The following is a 17,404-nucleotide window of genomic DNA, read 5'->3' on the forward strand; positions in this document are numbered from 1 at the left end:
ATTCACGCTTGCTTTTCCACCGGCCGGGTTGCCAAATGATGGGATCATCTCAGCATGCCTCATCACCCATCTGCGCCGACGAATTCGTCACCGACTCATGTGTCCAGGGAGCGTCCGACATGCCGCATCTTTTCAGCGAGCTGAAAATTCATGACATCACCTTTGCCAATCGCATCGGCGTCTCTCCCATGTGCCAGTATTCATGCACCGACGGCCTGGCGAATGACTGGCATTTTGTGCATCTCGCCACCCGCGCCGTGGGCGGTGCAGGCCTGGTTTTCACCGAGGCTGCGGCGGTGACGCCGGAAGGACGGATTTCCCCTCAGGATATCGGCATCTGGAGCGATAGCCATGCGGAAGCCCTTGCGCGGATCACCCATTTCATCGACGCCCAGGGTTCGGTCGCCGGCATCCAGCTTGCCCATGCCGGCCGCAAGGCCAGTACGTATCGCCCCTGGTCGGGCGATGGCGCAGTGCCGGTCGATCAGGGTGGCTGGACACCGCTCGGCCCCAGCGCGCTCGCTTTCGCAGAAAACTATGCCGTGCCCCGTGAGCTGACGGCGGACGAGATCCAATCGCTGCAACAAGCTTTCGTGGCGGCGGCGCAGCGCGCTTTTGCTGTAGGCTTTCGCGTGCTCGAATTACATGCCGCCCATGGCTATCTGTTCCACGAATTCCTCTCTCCGCTCAGCAATCGCCGCAGCGATTCTTATGGGGGCAGTTTCGAGAACCGCACGCGTTTCCTGCGCGACACGGTCTCCGCGCTCCGTCGTACCTTGCCGGAACGCTGCGTGCTCTTCGTCCGAATCTCGGCGACCGATTGGGTGGAGAAGGGATGGGATATCGAGGAATCCATCGAACTGGCGCGTCAGCTGAAGACACTTGGTGTCGATGTCATCGATTGCTCGACCGGCGGCAATGTGGCACGGGCATCGATCCCGGTTGGGCCGGGCTATCAGACCTCCTTCGCCGAACGCATCCGCCGCGAGGCTGATATCTTGACGGCGACAGTCGGTATGATTTCCGCGCCGGTTCAGGCGGATCACGTCATTCGCACCGGCCAGGCGGATATGGTGCTGCTGGCGCGCGAATTGTTGCGCGAGCCTTATTGGCCGCTCCATGCCGCACGTGAACTGGGCCAGACCATGCCCTGGCCGGCGCAATATCTGCGCGCCGCCCCGCGCGGTACGCCGGAACGCTGCCCGGCGCATGAGATCGACTGACCATCACGGTCGCAAAAACGCCTTGATCGCCCGGCGTTCATCCATCGCCCGGTAGCCCTCTGTCACCTGATCGAGCGGCAGGGTGAGGTCGAAGACCTTGCCCGGCTCGATCTTGTCATTGCAGACCAGGCCGATCAGCTCCGGCAGAAACTGGCGCACCGGGGCCGGGCCGCCATGGAGCCGGACATGGCTGAAGAAGAGTTCCTGCCCCTTCAGCTCAACCTCATGCGGGAGACCGACATAACCGACCGACCCGCCTGGACGGGTCGAGTTGATAGCCTGCATCATCGATTCTTGCGTCCCCACACATTCCAGTACCGCATCTGCCCCGACGCCCCTGGTCAGGTCCTTGATGCGGGCAACACCTTCCTCGCCGCGCTCGGTGACGATGTCGGTCGCACCGAATGCGCGCGCCAGTTCCTGGCGACGCGGGTGGCGGCTCATCGCGATAATCCGCTCTGCCCCCTTTTGTTTGGCCGATAGAACGCCGAGAAGCCCGACTGCACCATCGCCGACCACAGCAACAGTCATGCCCGGCTTCACATTCGCGGCTTCCGCAGCGAACCAGCCCGTACCTAGGACATCCGATGTCGCCAGCAAGCCGGGCAGCAGATCGTCATGCGGTACCTCACGGGTGGCCACCAGCGTTCCGTCGGCGAGCGGGACACGCAGCAAGGGTGCCTGCGCGCCGCCGACGAATTCCTTGTGCTGGCACGACGTCTGATAGCCGGCATGGCAGTGCGGGCAAGTATTGTCGGAAGCAAAGAAGGAGCCGATGACGAATTGGCCGCGCTTTACCGTCTCGACGGCTTTGCCGACATCCTCAACAATGCCACAATATTCGTGGCCCATCGGGGTGGGGCCGGTGATGGCCTGACGGCCGCGATAGGGCCACAGATCCGATCCGCAGACGCAGGTTGCCGAGATCCGGATGATGGCATCTGTCGGCGCTAAGATGGTCGGTTCGTCGCGCTCTTCAAAGCGTACATCCCCGGGACCGTAAAGAACCGTGCCCTTCATGGCTTCGCTCTTTCGTTTCGATGTTGTCGGCCGCAAAGCGGCACGCATGGCCGTACCTTCTGACGCGCGACGGTCGGCTTGGTGAACTGACGGTTATTCCGAATATTGTTCGTCGCTGACCGGCTCAAGCCAGTCCACAACCTTGCCGTCGCCGTTATGTTCCTGAATGGCGATATGTGACATCGCATTTGTCGCGGTCGCGCCGTGCCAATGCTTATGACCCGGCGGACACCAGATCACGTCGCCCGGCCGGATCTCCTGCTTGGATTCGCCTGCACATTGCGTCCAGCCGATGCCGGAAATCACGATCAAGGTCTGACCCAGTGGATGCGCATGCCAATTGCTGCGGGCACCCGGCTCGAATGTAACCAATGCGCACGTCACGCGGGCCGGTTCCGGCGCTTGAAAGAGCGGATCAATACGGACCGAACCTGTGAAATATTCCGTCGGTCCCTTGACGGAGGGTTGCGACCCGTTCCGTTTGATTTGCATCGCGTCGGTCCTTTCCTGGTTTTGCTGGGCCAAGCCCTGTGCCCCGGCAGCAGCGGTTCCTGCCAAAAGAGTGAGAACAGCCAGAGCGGCACCCAAGTTGCCGGAAGTGAACATCGCATCCTCAATCGCCGTTTCGCTGATGGCTCATGGTCAATCCAATCTAAGGCGTCGCTCGGCCAAGACTAGCGCTATAATCTGCAAAGACTTATAAGAAGGGCGAATAAATGGAACGCGGCAGCTTCGACAATTTGCGGGCCTTGATAGCAGTTGGCCGGGAGCGCAGCTTCACCAAGGCGGCAGGCAAGCTCGGTCTGTCACAATCGGCTTTGAGCCAGACGATCCGCCAGCTTGAAAGCAAAGTTGGTCTTCGGCTCCTTGCCCGCACCACGCGTAGCGTCTCGCTGACCGAAGCGGGCGAGCGTCTGGTTCGTGTGGCCGCTCCCCGCTTCGAGGAGATAGAAGCCGAGCTTGACGCCCTCAGCGAGCTTCGGCGCAAACCTGCCGGAACGGTTCGTATCACTGCGGGCGATCATGCGATCCAGTCAATCCTGTGGCCGAAATTGACGAAGTTTCTGCGCAGCTATCCGGACATCAAGCTGGAGATCGCGATTGACTATGGACTGACCGACATCGTGACTGAACGGTATGATGCAGGCGTGCGCCTGGGTGAGCAGATCGCCACGGACATGATCGCCGTGCGCATCGGTCCGGACATCCGTTTTGCTGTCGTGGGCGCAAGCTCTTATTTCGCGAAGCGTGCGCTGCCGAAAATGCCGCGGGATCTCATCGATCACAATTGCATTAATCTGCGCCTTCCGACCTATGGGGGCCTCTATGCGTGGGAATTCGAGAAGAGCGGACGCGAATTAAAAGTACGGGTCGAGGGCCAACTGGTCTTTAACAGCATCTTTCAGGTCTTGGAGGCTGCTGTTGCCGGTCTCGGGCTTGCTTATGTTCCCGAGGATATTGCCCGTCCGTATTTGGCAAAGGGTCGTCTTAAACAGGTGCTAAGCGAATGGTGTTCGCCTTGGACGGGCTATCATCTTTATTATCCCCACCAGCGCCAATCCTCGCCCGCCTTCGCGCTGCTGGTCGAGGCGCTCCGTCAGAACCGTTGACCGCCGGTTATAAAACCGGATGGTGCCCCTCAGGCGATGGCCTGCAATTTCGGCGTGGTGAGGCTTTCGGTAAGGAAGGCGACCAGCGGCTTGGCGAGCTGGCTTTGCGCCCGATCCTCGCCCAGCAGCACGATCTCAGTCATCGGCAAGGATGGCCACTGATCGCGGGGATTTAATATCCGCAAACCATCCTGCACGAAGGACCGGCCAAGGACGGTGACGCCGATGCTGCCGGCGACCGCCGCCTGAATCCCCATCAGGCTGCTGGCGGTGCAGGCGATGCTATAGGAGCGACCGGCATGTTCGAGCGCCTCAAGCGCTATACTGCGATAAGTGCAGGGCGCCGGCAGCAGGACCAGCGGCACCGGTTTGCCGGCATCGATCTCGACATCCGCCGCGGCGATCCAGACCATCGGCTCGCGCCAGATGATGCGGCCGCGTTGCATCTCGCCGTCGCGCTTGGCCAGGGCCAGGTCGAGCTGTTCGGCTTCCAGGCCGCACAGCAGATCGCAACTGAGACCCGTGGTCAGTTCCAAGTCGATGCCGGGATAGCTGCGAGCGAAACGGGCGAGCAGGCGCGGCAGTTGGTGTGGGATGAAATCGTCGGCGATGCCAAGACGCAGCCGCCCGACGACGGATGGCTCAATGAACTGGCGCACGGTCTCGTCATTGAAGGCGAGCATCTGGCGCGCCGCCGTCAGCAATCTCTCACCGTCGCGGGTCAGGGAAAGGCCGCGGCTGTTGCGATCGAAGACCCGGCAGCCCAACGTTTCCTCCAGCCGGAGAATTTTCTGACTAACGGCTGATTGGGTTCGGCCGACCACTTCCGCCGCCGCCGTGAAGCTGCCGGTTTCGGCAACGGCGACGAAAGACCGAAGCAGGTCGATTTCGAGATCGGGCAGGGGCATAATTGATTAGGATTATTGCTGGCTGACATAAGAACTATTCGTTTTCCTTCTTGCCGACAAGGTCCCATTCTCGACTTTACAGTGTCGAATTGAGGAGCAGCAGATGAAAGCGGTCGGATATTACACCCCGGGCCCCGTCACGGCGGAACAGTCTTTGGTCGATCTGGATTTGCCGGTGCCGAAGCGGGGACCGCGCGACCTCATGGTCGCGGTCAAGGCGATCTCAGTCAATCCGGTCGATACCAAAGTGCGCCGGAGCGCGACACCGCCGGTGGGCGAGGCAAAAATTCTCGGCTGGGACGCCGTCGGTGTGGTGCAAGAGACCGGCAAGGATGTCAGCCTGTTCAAAGCCGGCGACGAGGTTTTCTATGCCGGCTCCATCGCCCGGCCCGGCGCCAATGCGGAGCTGCATCTGGTTGATGAGCGCATCGTCGGGCGAAAGCCGAAGAAGCTGTCGAATGCCGAAGCGGCCGCCTTGCCGCTGACCTCCATCACCGCCTGGGAATTGCTGTTCGATCGGCTTGGTATCGCGCGGCAAGGGACAAAAGCAGAAGCGGGCGCCTTGCTCATCATCGGTGGTGCCGGCGGGGTCGGCTCGATCCTGATCCAGCTGGCGCGTCGCATGACCGATCTCACCGTCATTGCGACCGCATCGCGTCCGGAGACGCGCGACTGGTGTCTGGAGCTGGGCGCCCATTACGTAGTCGATCACAGCAAGCCGCTGACCGAGGAAATGAAGACGATCGGCTTTGCGCAAGTTCCTTATATTGCCAGCCTCACCGCCACGGATATTCATCTGTCGGCGATCCTTGAAATCATCGCACCGCAGGGAAAGTTTGCCTTGATCGACGATCCCGATTGCCTCGACGTGATGCCCTTCAAGCGCAAGGCGGTGTCGATCCATTGGGAGCTGATGTTCACGCGTTCGCTGTTCGAGACGCCGGATATGATCGAACAGCACCATCTGTTGAACGAGGTTGCCGATCTCATTGATAACGGCACGCTCAAGACGACCCTGGCGGAAGTTGTCGGCCCGATCAATGCGGCGAATTTGAAGACGGCGCATGCCCTGATCGAAAGCGGCAAGGCCAAGGGCAAACTCGTCCTGGAAGGGTTTTGACAGATCGAGCGGAGGAGGGCGCCCGCCTCGACCCGCGGAATGATGGAGGGTCAGACGGCGCGGCCGCGTCTAGCCTGGCTGGAGAAGATTGCCCCCATTACCGCACCCTTGATGAAAGGCAGTAAACCTAACGTCATCGCCAGGGTCCCAGGCATCCAGATCGATAACTGCAGCCAGACCGGCGGATGCATCGTGCTTTCAATGGCGAGATAGCCGCTGACCACGATATGCCCGACGATGGAGATGGTGAAATAGGCCGGCGCGTCATCGGCGCGCAAAGGTTCGAAAGCGAGGCCGCAGCTCTCACAACTCTGCTTGGCCGCCAGATAGCCGGCGAACATCCGGCCCTGTCCGCAACGCGGACAGAAGCGGCGAAAGCCTCGTTTCAAACTATTCCATAAGGTCGGTCGACCGACTTGCTGCCCCATCAGATCCTCATTCACCATGCGTGAGTAACATAGGTTTGAGGGTGCGAAAGCCTCAATGCGACGGGTTGACGCCAGCTATGTATCGCTCCGCTGTGCGAGCAACCGATGGAAATACCGCTATCGCGCGGAAAATCGCGGAAATGCGCGAGTCGTCCCCTGACAAATACGTGTTCTGTGCGAAATCGGCTCTACAAATGGCTGAATTTAGCGCAGAATCCGAGACAGGGTTGAGACACTGAGTCGCAAGTCAAGCGCCCAGCACGGCTGGGCATTGACTGCGCGGCTCGATAAGTGGGGAGGGTGGATGGCCATGGCTTTCTCCTGGAATTTTTCCTTCCTTTTAGACGGCAGCGGCAAGATCCTCGATGTTCAGGGGAATTGCGTGCAGGCTTTTGGCGCAACCGGCCAGGAAATGATCGGCCGGTCCCTGCTGCCGCATATCGCGCCGGCAGAGCGGGCGCATTTCCGGCGGTTCTTGGCGCAGCTGGACTCACCATCGGCGATCCGCCAATCGATCTTGCATATTCGTAGCGGCCTGCGCACCAATCATGCTTGCCTGCTGCAAGCTTCGGTCGGGTCCGAACCCGGCACCTATCACATCAATCTTACCGATCAGGCGGTGGAACTTGCCGAAGCGGGCAAGCTTGCAGATTTACCGGCCCCGATACCGCGGGTCACGGTCGATGAGCTCGAGCAACTGATCGAGATGGCGATATCCGAGCTACCGGATCATCAGGTGCCGCCGCTCGATCTCACCGTCATCGAAATCGGCGGCCTGATCGATCACACCGCCATCGCCGACAAGGACGAAAGCCTGCCCGGGCACTTGCAGCAGCGCATCGAACAGAGCCTGATCGTCGATGCCTTCGACGATGTGGTCTGCCTCATCGATGAAGGTATTTATGTCCTGTTGCATGAGGAAGCCGAGCCGGTGGCGGACATTGCCGCCGACCTCCACCGCGCGGCGCAGGATCTCGGCATCAGCGACAAGTTGCTGGATCTCAAGCAGCGCACGGTCAAGCTGGGTGTGCGGCCAAGCCGCGCGCGGCTGCGGGCTTTGGTGGACGAGGCCTTGCTGCTGCGTGCCGGGGCCGGGCGCAACATCACGACGCCGACCCGGCGCTTTGCACCGCTCTTATGGAGCGGCGTGGCCGCGGCGCTGGTCATGCTTGTTGCCGTCGGCCTGATGTTCATGGTTTGAGGTCGGGCGCCTGCCGGCAGGTCAAGCCTGGGTCAGCATCTGCTGGAACTTACCCATCGCCTTGTCGTAATTGACGGCCCACCACATGCTGTCGACGATCACCTGCTGGCTCAAGGCTTCGGGCTGTGTCGGGTCAGAGGCATGCAAGCTCGCGGGCATCGCGCCGGTCGCATGTGGATTGGTCGGGCCGACGCCCCGCAGGCCGGCAAAGGCAATCTGCCGCGCCGGCTCCTGCATATAACGCAGCAGCTTGAAGGCGGTGGCGCCGGCCGGATTGTTCTTCGGCACGGCCCAGACGCCCGGGCACAGAATGCCCTCATGAAAGCTCCAGGCAATCTGCCCGTCGCTTTCGATGCCCAGTTGCGCCGCGCGGGTGTGCCAGATACAGGCCATAGTGACGACCTTGTCGCGCAGCATCTGCTTTGCTTGGGCGCCGGTCTCCCAGGTCACCAGATGCGGCTTCAGCTTGGCGATGCGGGTGACGCATTCAGCCACATCCAAGGGATAGACCTCATTCGGTTTGGCGCCGTGTGCCATGGCGGATGCTTCGAAGCCGCCGATCATCCACTTCCACAGGCCGCGTTTGCCAGGGAACTTCTTCACGTTCCAGAAATCCGCCCAGCTTTGCGGCGGATTGTCCTTGTAGACGCTGGCGTTATAGGCCAGCACGTATGAATAGGTATAGCCGCCGACGCCGTAATCGAAGGCGAAGGGCTGCATGATCTGAGCGCGGTCGATGATGCTGTAATCGATCGCACTTAATTCGCCTTCCTGGCCCAGGCGGATCGCGGCATAGCCGTCGACATCGCAGATATCCCAGTCGATCGCGCCGCTATCGACCATGCTCTTGATCTTGCTTTCGCTGGGGCCGCTGCCATCGAATACCACATCGATGCCGCTGTCGCGTTTGAAGGGCTTGCCGAAAGCCTGGGTGAGGTCGTTGATATCGTTGTTGCCCCAGGCGGCGAAGGTGATCTCGCGGGCATCGTCCTGAGCCCGTGCCGCCCGCGGCACCACCAGCGGCGCAAGTCCGGCTGCGGCGATACCAGCCAGGAAGCGCCGGCGATCGATGCCCGGCAAGCGATCGGCCCGACGGCGCAGTTCGGCGCCGAGATCGGCAAGATCGCGGGCGAAAGGCGAGGGTGTCAGGTTTGGTGGCGTGGGCATCGCATCCCTATCGAAAATAGCCTGGAACCGGAGTACCGGGCGGGCCGTGCTCCGTCAACCGGGTTGTTGGTTCAGCTCCGCGGGGCAAAGATGATGATGCTGGCACCGAGCAGGCAGATGGCGACGCCGATCAGGTCGAACCGGTCCGGGCGAATGCCTTCCACCGCCGCCAGCCAGATCAGGGAAGCCAGGATATAGACACCGCCATAGGCCGCATAGGCCCGCCCGGCCGCCGCGCTATCGACCCAGGTGAGGGCATAGGCGAAGAGAACCAACGAGGCCATGCCGGGCACAATCCACCAGACCGGCTTGCCCAGCCGCAGCCAGCTCCAGAACGCGAAGCAGCCGCCGATCTCCGCAAAGGCGGCGATGACATAGGCAGTGATGGTGGTCACGGTCGTTCCCCGTCAAGCGGCGTGCCGCTTCATCCGCGACAGGATGAGGGCAATTGTCGCCGCGATGATGGCAACACCGCAGGTGCCTGTCCAGCCCCAGGCGGAAAAGGCGGCACCACCGGCCGCCGAGCCGATGGCGCCGCCGCAGAACATCGTCGTCATGAAAACCGTGTTGAGGCGGCTGCGCGCCGTGGGATCCAGCGCATAGATGCTGGATTGGTTCGAGACCAGCGCTGCCTGCACGCCGAGATCCATCGCTACCACGCCGATGATCAGCGCCGTCATCGAGCCCTGGACGAAGGCGAAGAGGAGAAAGGACAGCAGGACCAGGAAGGCCGAAAGCGAAACCACGGCCTGCGGCCCCCGCCGGTCGGCAATGCGTCCGGCGATCGGTGCCGCCAGGACGCCGACACCGCCGATCAGTCCCATCAGGCCGACGGCGGTGGCGCCGAGATTATAGGGCGGCAGGCGCATCTCCAGCGCGAGATTGGCCCAGAAGGCGGCGAAGCAGGCAAAGATCATCGCTTGGCACAGACCGGCAAGGCGCAAGGCACGGAATTTGCGCCAGAAGGAAAACAGCGACAGCAGGATCTGGCCGTATCCCATCTGCGTCACGGCGGGAACGCGCGGCAACACCGCGCCCAGCACGAGCACCAGGACCAGCATCAAGCCGGCGGCGATGCCGAACATGGCGCGCCAATGCAGTTGGTCCGAGACGTAGCCGCTGAGCGTGCGCGCGAGCAGAATGCCGGCCAGCAAGCCGCCGGTCACGGTGCCGACCACCTTGCCGCGCTCATCCGGCGAGGCGAGATGCACGGCCAGGGGGACGATCTGCTGCACGACAGTGGTGAGGATGCCGATCGCAAGGCTGGCGACGCCGAGCCAGAACAGGGTGGGCGCAAGGGCAGCGCCGGTCAAAGCGATGCTGAGGCCAAGCAGGGTCAGGAGGATGAGCTTCTTGCGCTCGATCCGGTCGCCCAGCGGCGAGAGGAAGAACAGGCCGATCGCATAACCGATCTGGCAGAGAAAGGGCATGAGGGCGACATCATGCGGCTCGGCTTTGAAGTCGCGAATGAACAGCCCCAGCATCGGCTGGTTGTAGTAAGTATTGGCGACCGCGAGGCCGGTCGAGACCGTCAAGACGGCCAGCAGGCCGCGGCTGAGGTGATGCGGCTGCTCGCCAGATTGGGATGCGACGTGATCGGCCGATTCCGGCATGTCAGCTCCTTGCAAATGATCGGCGCGGCCGTTCAGCAGAATAAGAAGCTGACGCTTATCGAGCCGGAGCGGGAAGGTCAAGACGGCGAAGGCAGGTCAAGCCGGACATTTCCTCGCTTTAATTTGCGCTTTATTTCCGGTCTGGATATTTTGCCGGCCTTTCACCGTCGCCATGTTTTGCCATGCGGCGCGCCCATTACCGGAAAGAGGATAATGTCCGAAGAGGTCATTGCTGAGGAAACCCAACGGCGCATCCAGGCCGCACATCCCAGCATCGTCGCCATCACGGCCTATTGGCGGGAAAAAGCTGGGCAGCGCAGCATGCCGAGCCGGGCGGATATCGATCCGGTCGATCTGAAGTCGCATCTCCCGGGTATAAGCCTGGTCGATGTCGTGCCGGATGCCCGCCGTTTTGTCTACCGCCTGGTCGGTACCTATCAGGTGGCGCAGCGCGGCGCCGATCCGACCGGACGGTCGGTGCTTGAGGCCTATTATGCCGCCGACCGGGAAGAAACGGTCGGCATCTACGAATATGTTGTCAGAACCAAGCGGCCCTTCTGTTATTCCGGGCCATATAATGCGCCCGATGGGCTGATCGAAGATGAGGATATCGTCTTCCTGCCGCTCTCGGACAACGGCCGCGACGTCAACATGGTCCTGGTCTATGCCCATTCGCGGATCTTCAATCCGCGTGACGAGGCATCCTTCATCCTGCGGCGAGGCCAGGAATCGTAAGCGCCATGCCGCCACAGGCGGCGAACAGCACGACGATCCAGGGCTGCGTCTTCCAGGCCGTCAACAGCACGAAGCAGATCAAGGCAAGGGCAAAATCGCGCGCGCCGGTTATGGCGCTGACCCAGACCGGATTGTAAAGCGCTGCCGCCAAGAGCCCTACAACGGCGGCATTGACGCCGTTCAGGATGGCGCGCGCCACATCATGCCTGCGCACTTGCTCCCAGAACGGCAATGTAGCGAGGATCAGCAACAGCCCCGGCAGGAAAATGCCGATCAGCGCGATCACCGCGCCGAGCCAGCCATTCGGCGCGATGCCATTGGCGGCGCCCAGATAGGCCGCGAAGGTAAAAAGGGGGCCCGGCACCGCTTGCGCCGCGCCATAGCCGGCCAGGAAGGCATCGGCGGAAATCCAGCCCGGCTGCACGACGGATGCCTGCAAGAGCGGCAGGACCACATGGCCCCCGCCGAAAACCAGCGCGCCAGCCCGATAGAAGGCATCGAACAAGGCCAGCCCGTGGCCACCGAATCCCGCGGCGCTGATCGCCGGTAGGACAAAGAGCAGGGTAAGGGCGACTAACAGGAGGGCGAGCGCAACGGGACGTGGGATCGGCGCTTCGAGCGGCGCATGCCGCATTCCCTTACTCGCCTGCGTCGAGCCCCGGCAGAACCACAGGCCGGCAATGGCGCCGATGGCGATGGCCGACAGCTGGCCGCTGACACCGCCGAGAAAAATCACAGCGACAACCCCGGCCACCGCGATGGCGATGCGCGGCCGGTCGGGGCAAAGCTGGCGCGCCATGCCCCAGATCGCCTGTGCGATCACCGCCACGGCGACCACCTTGAGGCCATGCAGCGCACCTTGCGCCAGAGGTGTGTCGAAGCCGGCCAGGCCATAGGCGAACAGCACCAGGATCAGCGCAGAGGGCAGGGTAAAGCCGAGCCAGGCCGCCAAACCGCCGAGCAGGCCCCCGCGCAGCAAGCCAATGGAAAAGCCGACCTGGCTCGATGCCGGTCCAGGCAGGAATTGGCAGAGGGCGACGAGATCGGCAAAGGCGCTGTCATCGAGCCATTTCCGGCGGCTGACGAATTCCGTGCGGAAATAGCCAAGATGTGCGATCGGCCCGCCGAAGGAGGTCAGGCCAAGTTTCAGGAAGGCGAGCAGGATGGCGGTGAAGGGAAGGCGTGGCCTTCTTTCGTCTCGATCCCGTTGTTTCTGCATCGACCGCAACCTCTCCTGTTCTCTTTGCAGTTAGCAGGGAAAAGAGGGCGGCGCTATCGCAAATCGGGTTGCCATTGACGCTGTTCCGTAATGATCGCGCATCTCTTGCAACAACTCGCTTGTCAGCCCAGGACTTGATCCGAGGGTCCATCGTCGCAGCTGATGAATATTGCCCGGCGGGCCGCCGTTCTTATGGGCATTCCGCCTGGCCTCTGCCGTGGACCGTCGGTCAAGCCCAAGGGTGACAAGTGAGTGCGGCATCTATGTCCGGCGATGATCGGCACCACTGCGGGTCATCGCATCTTGGTTGGAAATACGGTTCTAGTGATGCATCTCCCTTCCGATCAGCCGAAGGTCTCGGGGTCGGGGCCGATGCGGTGCTTCTTGTCGAGGCGGCCGATCTGGCCGAGATCGTCGTTATCCAGGCGGAAATCGAACACGGCGAAATTCTCCTTGATACGCGACGGCGTCACCGATTTCGGAATCACGATCAGGCCGTTATCGAGATGCCAGCGGATGATGACCTGGGCCGGGGTCTTGTGATGCTTTTTGGCGATCGCGCCGATCGTCGTATCCTGCAGGATCGTTCCCTGGCCGAGCGGGCTCCAGGATTCCGTGGCGATCTTGTGTTCCTTATGGAAGCTGCCCAGCTCCTGCTGCTGCATCTGCGGATGCAATTCGATCTGATTGACAACCGGTGCGATACCGGTCTCGCCGATCAGTGTTTGCAGATGCGGAATGTTGAAATTGGAAACGCCGATCGATTTCACGCGACCTTCCTCTTTCAGCTTGGCGAAAGCGCGCCAGCTCTCGACGAAGAGCTTCTGCTTGGGAACCGGCCAGTGAATCAGATAGAGGTCGACATAATCGAGGTGCAGCTTCTTCAGGCTGGCGTCGAAGGCCTTCAATGTCGCGTCATAGCCATGCGCATCATTCCACAATTTGGTGGTGATGAAGAGCTTGTCGCGGTCAAGGCCGCTGGCCTTGACCGCCTTGCCGATGCTTTCCTCGTTGTTGTAGGCCGCCGCCGTATCGATTGACCGGTACCCGGCCTCGAAAGCCGCGGCGAGGGCGGGGCCGGCCTGCGCTTCGCTGACCTGCCAGACGCCGAGGCCGAGCTGCGGAATTTTGTTGCCGTCATGGAGAGTGATGAAGGGTGCCGCCGTCATTCGGGAGACTCCTTGGTGGTATTTTCATGCGGGGAGTAACAGGTGGGAGGGCTATCATTGCGCGGCAATTCAGCTTGGTCAATTGCTCAGCCTTCATGGTCGAAGCGCATAAAAAACGGCATAAACGGCAGAGGGCATATCGGCCTGCGACGGTCCTTTTTGCAGTTCAGATGTGCTCGGCTTGGAATTTCGCGACGATAACTGCCCGTCGGCTTCGCTGTGACATCTTGCCCCTCGAAAAGAGGTGTGTAATATGCGACGAAACCTGCCTGACGGACGGGCGCGAACCATAACGTTCCGGTCTCAATATGTCAGGCGAGGCTCAGCCAGCTCATATAGCTGTTGATTATGTTGCATAGTGATACAACATAAAGTTGAGCTGATCGTAACCGGCCAGATTTCACGATCCACACAGTGATCGTGGCGCCAGGAGTTGCGTTTACGAGATCTTCCGCAGTCTGGGTTATCCCGGCAATGCGTCGTAGTTGAGAGGGTAAGCCATGGGCGGCAGAACATATCTGCGCTTTTCCATCGCCGTTTTTCCGCGTGCAATCCTGACATTGGCAGCCGCCAGCAGTTTTGCCAGCTTGCTGGCGACGTCGCCTGCCGCCGCGCTCGATTTTGACGATGGCGGTACGTCCCTCGGTCTCGAAAGTCCGGTCGTTACTCAAGGCGGTGCAAATTCGGCGCTGTTCGGCGACAGCGCACGCCAGACGGCGGATTCCGATCCGGCCTCCTTCAAATCCGGCGATGGCGCTGTGTCGGACAAGGCCGATACGGCGCAATCGATCTATTGCAAGGACAAGGGCGGGGTGGTCTGGATCGCCGCCAATGTGCTCACCAGCCTCGCCTCCAAACCCAATGATTCCTATCAGGTCGAGCGGATGCGCTGCCCTTAAGAGCTTCTGCCTTTCAGAAAGAAACGGCCGGATCATCTGCATGATCCGGCCGTTTCGTTTCGGCGATGTTATTCGCTGATTACTTCATCGTCGGCATGATGAAGTCGGCGCCGGATCGGATACCGGTCGGCCAGCGCGAGGTGACGGTCTTCAGCTTGGTGTAGAAGCGAACCCCTTCCGGGCCATGCATGTGATGATCGCCGAACAGCGAGCGCTTCCAGCCGCCGAAGCTGTTGAAGGCCATCGGCACCGGGATCGGCACATTGATGCCGACCATGCCGACCTTGATCTTGGCGGCGAAGTCGCGGGCGGCATCGCCGTCGCGGGTGAAGATCGCCGTGCCGTTGCCATATTCGTGGTCGTTCACCAGTTTGACCGCGGTGGCGTAATCCGGCACGCGCAGGACCGAGAGAACCGGACCGAAGATCTCTTCCTTATAGATCCGCATCTCCGGGGTCACGTTGTCGAACAGGCAGCCGCCGAGGAAATAGCCGTTCTCATAACCCTGCAGCTTCAAGTCGCGGCCATCGACCACCAGCTTGGCGCCTTCCTTGACGCCGAGATCGACATAGCCCTTCACCTTGTCATAATGCTGTTTGGTGACCAGCGGACCCATTTCGGCTTCCGGATCGGTGCCCGGCGCCACTTTCAAACCCCGCACCCGCGGCGTCAGCTTCTCGATCAGCGTGTCGCCGACCTTGTCGCCGACGGCAACGGCGACCGAGATCGCCATGCAGCGCTCGCCGGCCGAACCGTAGCCCGCCCCCATCAGCGCGTCGGTCGCCTGGTCCATATCGGCATCGGGCATGACGATCATGTGGTTCTTGGCGCCGCCCAGCGCCTGGACGCGCTTATTATGCGCCGTGCCGGTGTGATAGATGTATTCGGCGATTGGGGTCGAGCCGACGAAGCTGACCGCCTGGATCTCCGGATGGGCGAGGATCGCATCCACCGCTTCCTTGTCGCCATTGACGACGTTGAACACGCCGTCCGGCAGGCCTGCCTTCTTCAGCAGTTCCGCCATGAACAGCGAGGCGCTCGGCACGCGCTCAGACGGCTTCAGGATGAAGGTGTTGCCGCAGGCGATGGCGACCGGGAACATCCACATCGGGACCATGGCGGGGAAGTTGAACGGCGTGATGCCGGCCACGACGCCGAGCGGCTGGCGGATCGCCCAGCTATCGACATTGGTGCCGACATTCTCGCTGAATTCGCCCTTCAGCAATTGCGGGATGCCGCAGGCGAATTCGACGACTTCCAGACCGCGCGTGGTCGAGCCCTTGGCATCGCTCAGCACCTTGCCGTGCTCGGCGGTGACCAGCGCGGCCATCTTGTCGAGATTCTGTTCCAGCAACTCCTTGAAGCGGAACATGACGCGAGCGCGCTGCAGCGGCGTCACCACCGACCAGGTCTTGAAGGCTTCGGCGGCGACCTTCACCGCGGCATCGAGCTCCGACTTGCTGGCCAAAGCCACCTTGGCCTGGACTTCGCCCGTCGCCGGGTTGAAGACATCGCTGAAACGGTTGCTGGTGCCGGCGACTTCCTTGCCGCCGACGAAATGGGGGATGGTTCGCATGGGGGAGCCTCGCGCGCTTAAATGATCTGACCAGATTGACCCGCCCAGTGTCAGCCCGGGCAATCACCTGAATAGTAAAGATTAGGCTGGATCGGTCAAGATATTAATCTAGGTGATCGATATTTTTAACAGCTGGGTTCGGTCGGAACATGAATTTTATCTAATTGTAGGGCGACCCATAACGTGAGATTCCGGGGCTACAAGGTGAGATTCATCAGTTAGTGTGCGACCGGCAGCGGCTGGGATGCGCGTCGGCGCCTCGGACTTTCCACATCGCTCGTCGCGCCCCGTGCAGTTTCTCACGGGGCTTTTTTTACCTTGGCGAGGTCGATCTTTTTTGCAGGGGGTAAATTACCTTCCGCTCGATTTTCTCAAGCATCGGAGGCGACACGTCGCCCATGATCTTGGCGGACGGCCAGCGCTTATATGTCCTCGGCTGCACTTTATGGGACGGATTACGGCATCAACGGCACCGGGCCGAGTGACGTTGCACGCGCGATGCGCAATGCGCAGGACGACAATTCCGCTTTCGCTCCACGTGGGACAATCTCGTGTTTTTAAATGAAGTGGTCGCTGAGGTGGCAAGAGTCGCCGAGGCCGCACCTTTGATCAAAACGGTCATCCGAACAACCGAAACTCAAGAATTTGGCGTCGTCGAAGAGGATACTGAGCCGTGGCTTGCCCGGAGTGTCAGCATTCGGATCGCCGACCGACGACAACGTGCGAAGCAACTGGCCGGCGAGACCGGCTTCGAAGCAGACACCCATCATTAAGCCCTAGATCCAAACTGGACCTGGATGGTTGAGAGGGACGAGCGACTTGTTTGACAGTCCTGATGCGGGTAGAGGTGCGCCCAATCATAGAGGCTCGTTGTGCTCGCTGTCATTGGGCAAGCTTTCGGTCGTTTCTTGCTTGGATTGAGGACGCGCCCGTCTTTCTGCGTGTCGGATTTCAGTGTCGTCTATGGTCGTCGGTAACACTTGCCGCCCGTTCCGAGGAAGGTCTCGGGCGGCAATTTGGCATAATGACCGCGTCACCGATCTAGTCCAGCAAAGGGCTTTCGACGGTACGCGCTTTCAGGTAAGGCGCAACCAATCGATACAAGCCCTTTGCTGATTCGGGTTTTCTAGAAGTCCATGCCGCCCATGCCTGGCGCACCAGCCGGGCCGCCAGCCTGCTTCTCTGCCCGCTCGGCGATCATCGCCTCGGTGGTGATCAGCAGGCCCGCGACCGACGCCGCATCCTGCAGCGCGCAACGTACGACCTTGGTCGGGTCGATGATGCCGGCCTTCACCATATCAACGAACTCGGCGCCCTGGGCATCGAAGCCCCAGTTGGTGTTCTTCTGTTCCAGCAGCTTGCCAGCGATCACGGCACCGTCGACGCCGGCATTCTCGGCGATCTGACGGACCGGGGCCTGCAGGGCGCGACGGACGATATCGATACCGACCTTCTGGTCGTCGTTCTCGTACTTCACCTTTTCCAGCGCCTTGATGGCATAGAGCAGAGCAACGCC

Annotated in this window: 18 protein-coding genes; 7 read left to right on the forward strand and 11 right to left on the reverse strand. The window is 61.1% G+C overall.

Annotated features, from left to right (window positions below; genetic code table 11):
* The first annotated feature begins 119 nt into the window (after positions 1–119).
* Positions 120–1,223 (forward strand): NADH:flavin oxidoreductase/NADH oxidase, encoded by a 1,104-nt coding sequence (locus SMD27_RS18980; RefSeq protein ID WP_320510009.1) that lies wholly within the window; start codon positions 120–122, stop codon positions 1,221–1,223.
* 3 nt (positions 1,224–1,226) lie between these two features.
* Here SMD27_RS18980 and SMD27_RS18985 read toward each other — a convergent pair whose 3' ends face one another.
* Entirely contained in the window at positions 1,227–2,243 is a 1,017-nt protein-coding gene (locus SMD27_RS18985; protein WP_320510010.1) for a zinc-dependent alcohol dehydrogenase family protein, read from the reverse strand.
* A 93-nt stretch (positions 2,244–2,336) separates the two neighbouring features.
* The gene (locus tag SMD27_RS18990; RefSeq protein WP_320510011.1) at positions 2,337–2,735 is read right to left on the reverse strand and encodes a (R)-mandelonitrile lyase; all 399 of its coding nucleotides are present in this window, start codon (positions 2,733–2,735) and stop codon (positions 2,337–2,339) included.
* Positions 2,736–2,959: 224 nt separating this feature from the next.
* Between SMD27_RS18990 and SMD27_RS18995 the strand changes: the two genes are divergently transcribed.
* The gene (locus tag SMD27_RS18995) at positions 2,960–3,853 is read left to right on the forward strand and encodes a LysR family transcriptional regulator (RefSeq protein ID WP_320510012.1); all 894 of its coding nucleotides are present in this window, start codon (positions 2,960–2,962) and stop codon (positions 3,851–3,853) included.
* Positions 3,854–3,882: 29 nt separating this feature from the next.
* Here SMD27_RS18995 and SMD27_RS19000 read toward each other — a convergent pair whose 3' ends face one another.
* Positions 3,883–4,761 (reverse strand): LysR substrate-binding domain-containing protein, encoded by an 879-nt coding sequence (locus SMD27_RS19000; protein WP_320510013.1) that lies wholly within the window; start codon positions 4,759–4,761, stop codon positions 3,883–3,885.
* Between the two features lie 103 nt (positions 4,762–4,864).
* Here SMD27_RS19000 and SMD27_RS19005 point away from each other — a divergent pair, with 103 nt between their 5' ends.
* Positions 4,865–5,881, forward strand: a complete 1,017-nt coding sequence (locus SMD27_RS19005) for a zinc-binding alcohol dehydrogenase family protein (protein ID WP_320510014.1) — start codon at positions 4,865–4,867, stop codon at positions 5,879–5,881.
* A 50-nt stretch (positions 5,882–5,931) separates the two neighbouring features.
* On the opposite strand, the gene SMD27_RS19010 is transcribed toward SMD27_RS19005, so the two are convergent.
* Positions 5,932–6,222 (reverse strand): DUF983 domain-containing protein, encoded by a 291-nt coding sequence (locus SMD27_RS19010; RefSeq protein ID WP_320510015.1) that lies wholly within the window; start codon positions 6,220–6,222, stop codon positions 5,932–5,934.
* A 391-nt stretch (positions 6,223–6,613) separates the two neighbouring features.
* On the opposite strand from SMD27_RS19010, the gene SMD27_RS19015 reads away from it, so the two are divergent.
* Positions 6,614–7,510 (forward strand): PAS domain-containing protein, encoded by an 897-nt coding sequence (locus tag SMD27_RS19015; RefSeq protein ID WP_320510016.1) that lies wholly within the window; start codon positions 6,614–6,616, stop codon positions 7,508–7,510.
* A 21-nt stretch (positions 7,511–7,531) separates the two neighbouring features.
* Here SMD27_RS19015 and SMD27_RS19020 read toward each other — a convergent pair whose 3' ends face one another.
* From SMD27_RS19020 to SMD27_RS19030, 3 genes are all read right to left on the reverse strand, one after another.
* Positions 7,532–8,677, reverse strand: a complete 1,146-nt coding sequence (locus SMD27_RS19020; RefSeq protein WP_320510017.1) for an ABC transporter substrate-binding protein — start codon at positions 8,675–8,677, stop codon at positions 7,532–7,534.
* 71 nt (positions 8,678–8,748) lie between these two features.
* Positions 8,749–9,072, reverse strand: coding sequence for a YnfA family protein (locus SMD27_RS19025; RefSeq protein ID WP_320510018.1), 324 nt, complete (start codon positions 9,070–9,072; stop codon positions 8,749–8,751).
* A gap of 12 nt (positions 9,073–9,084) precedes the next feature.
* Positions 9,085–10,290: an MFS transporter gene (locus SMD27_RS19030; protein ID WP_320510019.1), complete on the reverse strand. Its 1,206-nt coding sequence runs from the start codon at positions 10,288–10,290 to the stop codon at positions 9,085–9,087.
* A gap of 213 nt (positions 10,291–10,503) precedes the next feature.
* Between SMD27_RS19030 and SMD27_RS19035 the strand changes: the two genes are divergently transcribed.
* Entirely contained in the window at positions 10,504–11,025 is a 522-nt protein-coding gene (locus SMD27_RS19035) for a PAS domain-containing protein (RefSeq protein ID WP_320510020.1), read from the forward strand.
* Here SMD27_RS19035 and chrA read toward each other — a convergent pair.
* Together chrA and SMD27_RS19045 are read right to left on the reverse strand one after the other, a co-directional pair.
* Positions 10,997–12,244 (reverse strand): chromate efflux transporter, encoded by a 1,248-nt coding sequence (gene chrA / locus SMD27_RS19040; protein ID WP_320510021.1) that lies wholly within the window; start codon positions 12,242–12,244, stop codon positions 10,997–10,999. The two genes, SMD27_RS19035 and chrA, sit on opposite strands and share 29 nt — an antisense overlap.
* 344 nt (positions 12,245–12,588) lie before the next feature.
* Positions 12,589–13,413, reverse strand: a complete 825-nt coding sequence (locus tag SMD27_RS19045; RefSeq protein ID WP_320510022.1) for an aldo/keto reductase — start codon at positions 13,411–13,413, stop codon at positions 12,589–12,591.
* A gap of 500 nt (positions 13,414–13,913) precedes the next feature.
* Here SMD27_RS19045 and SMD27_RS19050 point away from each other — a divergent pair, with 500 nt between their 5' ends.
* Positions 13,914–14,312 (forward strand): hypothetical protein, encoded by a 399-nt coding sequence (locus tag SMD27_RS19050; RefSeq protein ID WP_320510023.1) that lies wholly within the window; start codon positions 13,914–13,916, stop codon positions 14,310–14,312.
* Between the two features lie 79 nt (positions 14,313–14,391).
* On the opposite strand, the gene SMD27_RS19055 is transcribed toward SMD27_RS19050, so the two are convergent.
* Positions 14,392–15,888, reverse strand: coding sequence for a CoA-acylating methylmalonate-semialdehyde dehydrogenase (locus SMD27_RS19055; RefSeq protein WP_320510024.1), 1,497 nt, complete (start codon positions 15,886–15,888; stop codon positions 14,392–14,394).
* Positions 15,889–16,439: 551 nt separating this feature from the next.
* On the opposite strand from SMD27_RS19055, the gene SMD27_RS19060 reads away from it, so the two are divergent.
* Complete coding sequence (locus SMD27_RS19060) at positions 16,440–16,661, forward strand: hypothetical protein (protein ID WP_320510025.1); 222 nt, start codon at positions 16,440–16,442, stop codon at positions 16,659–16,661.
* A gap of 353 nt (positions 16,662–17,014) precedes the next feature.
* Here SMD27_RS19060 and SMD27_RS19065 read toward each other — a convergent pair.
* The coding region (locus tag SMD27_RS19065) for a TCP-1/cpn60 chaperonin family protein (protein ID WP_320510026.1) at positions 17,015–17,404 on the reverse strand (390 nt) is incomplete at its 5' end.

It is taken from the genome of Dongia soli, from assembly GCF_034044715.1.
Classification (GTDB): Bacteria; Pseudomonadota; Alphaproteobacteria; order Dongiales; family Dongiaceae; genus Dongia_B; species Dongia_B soli.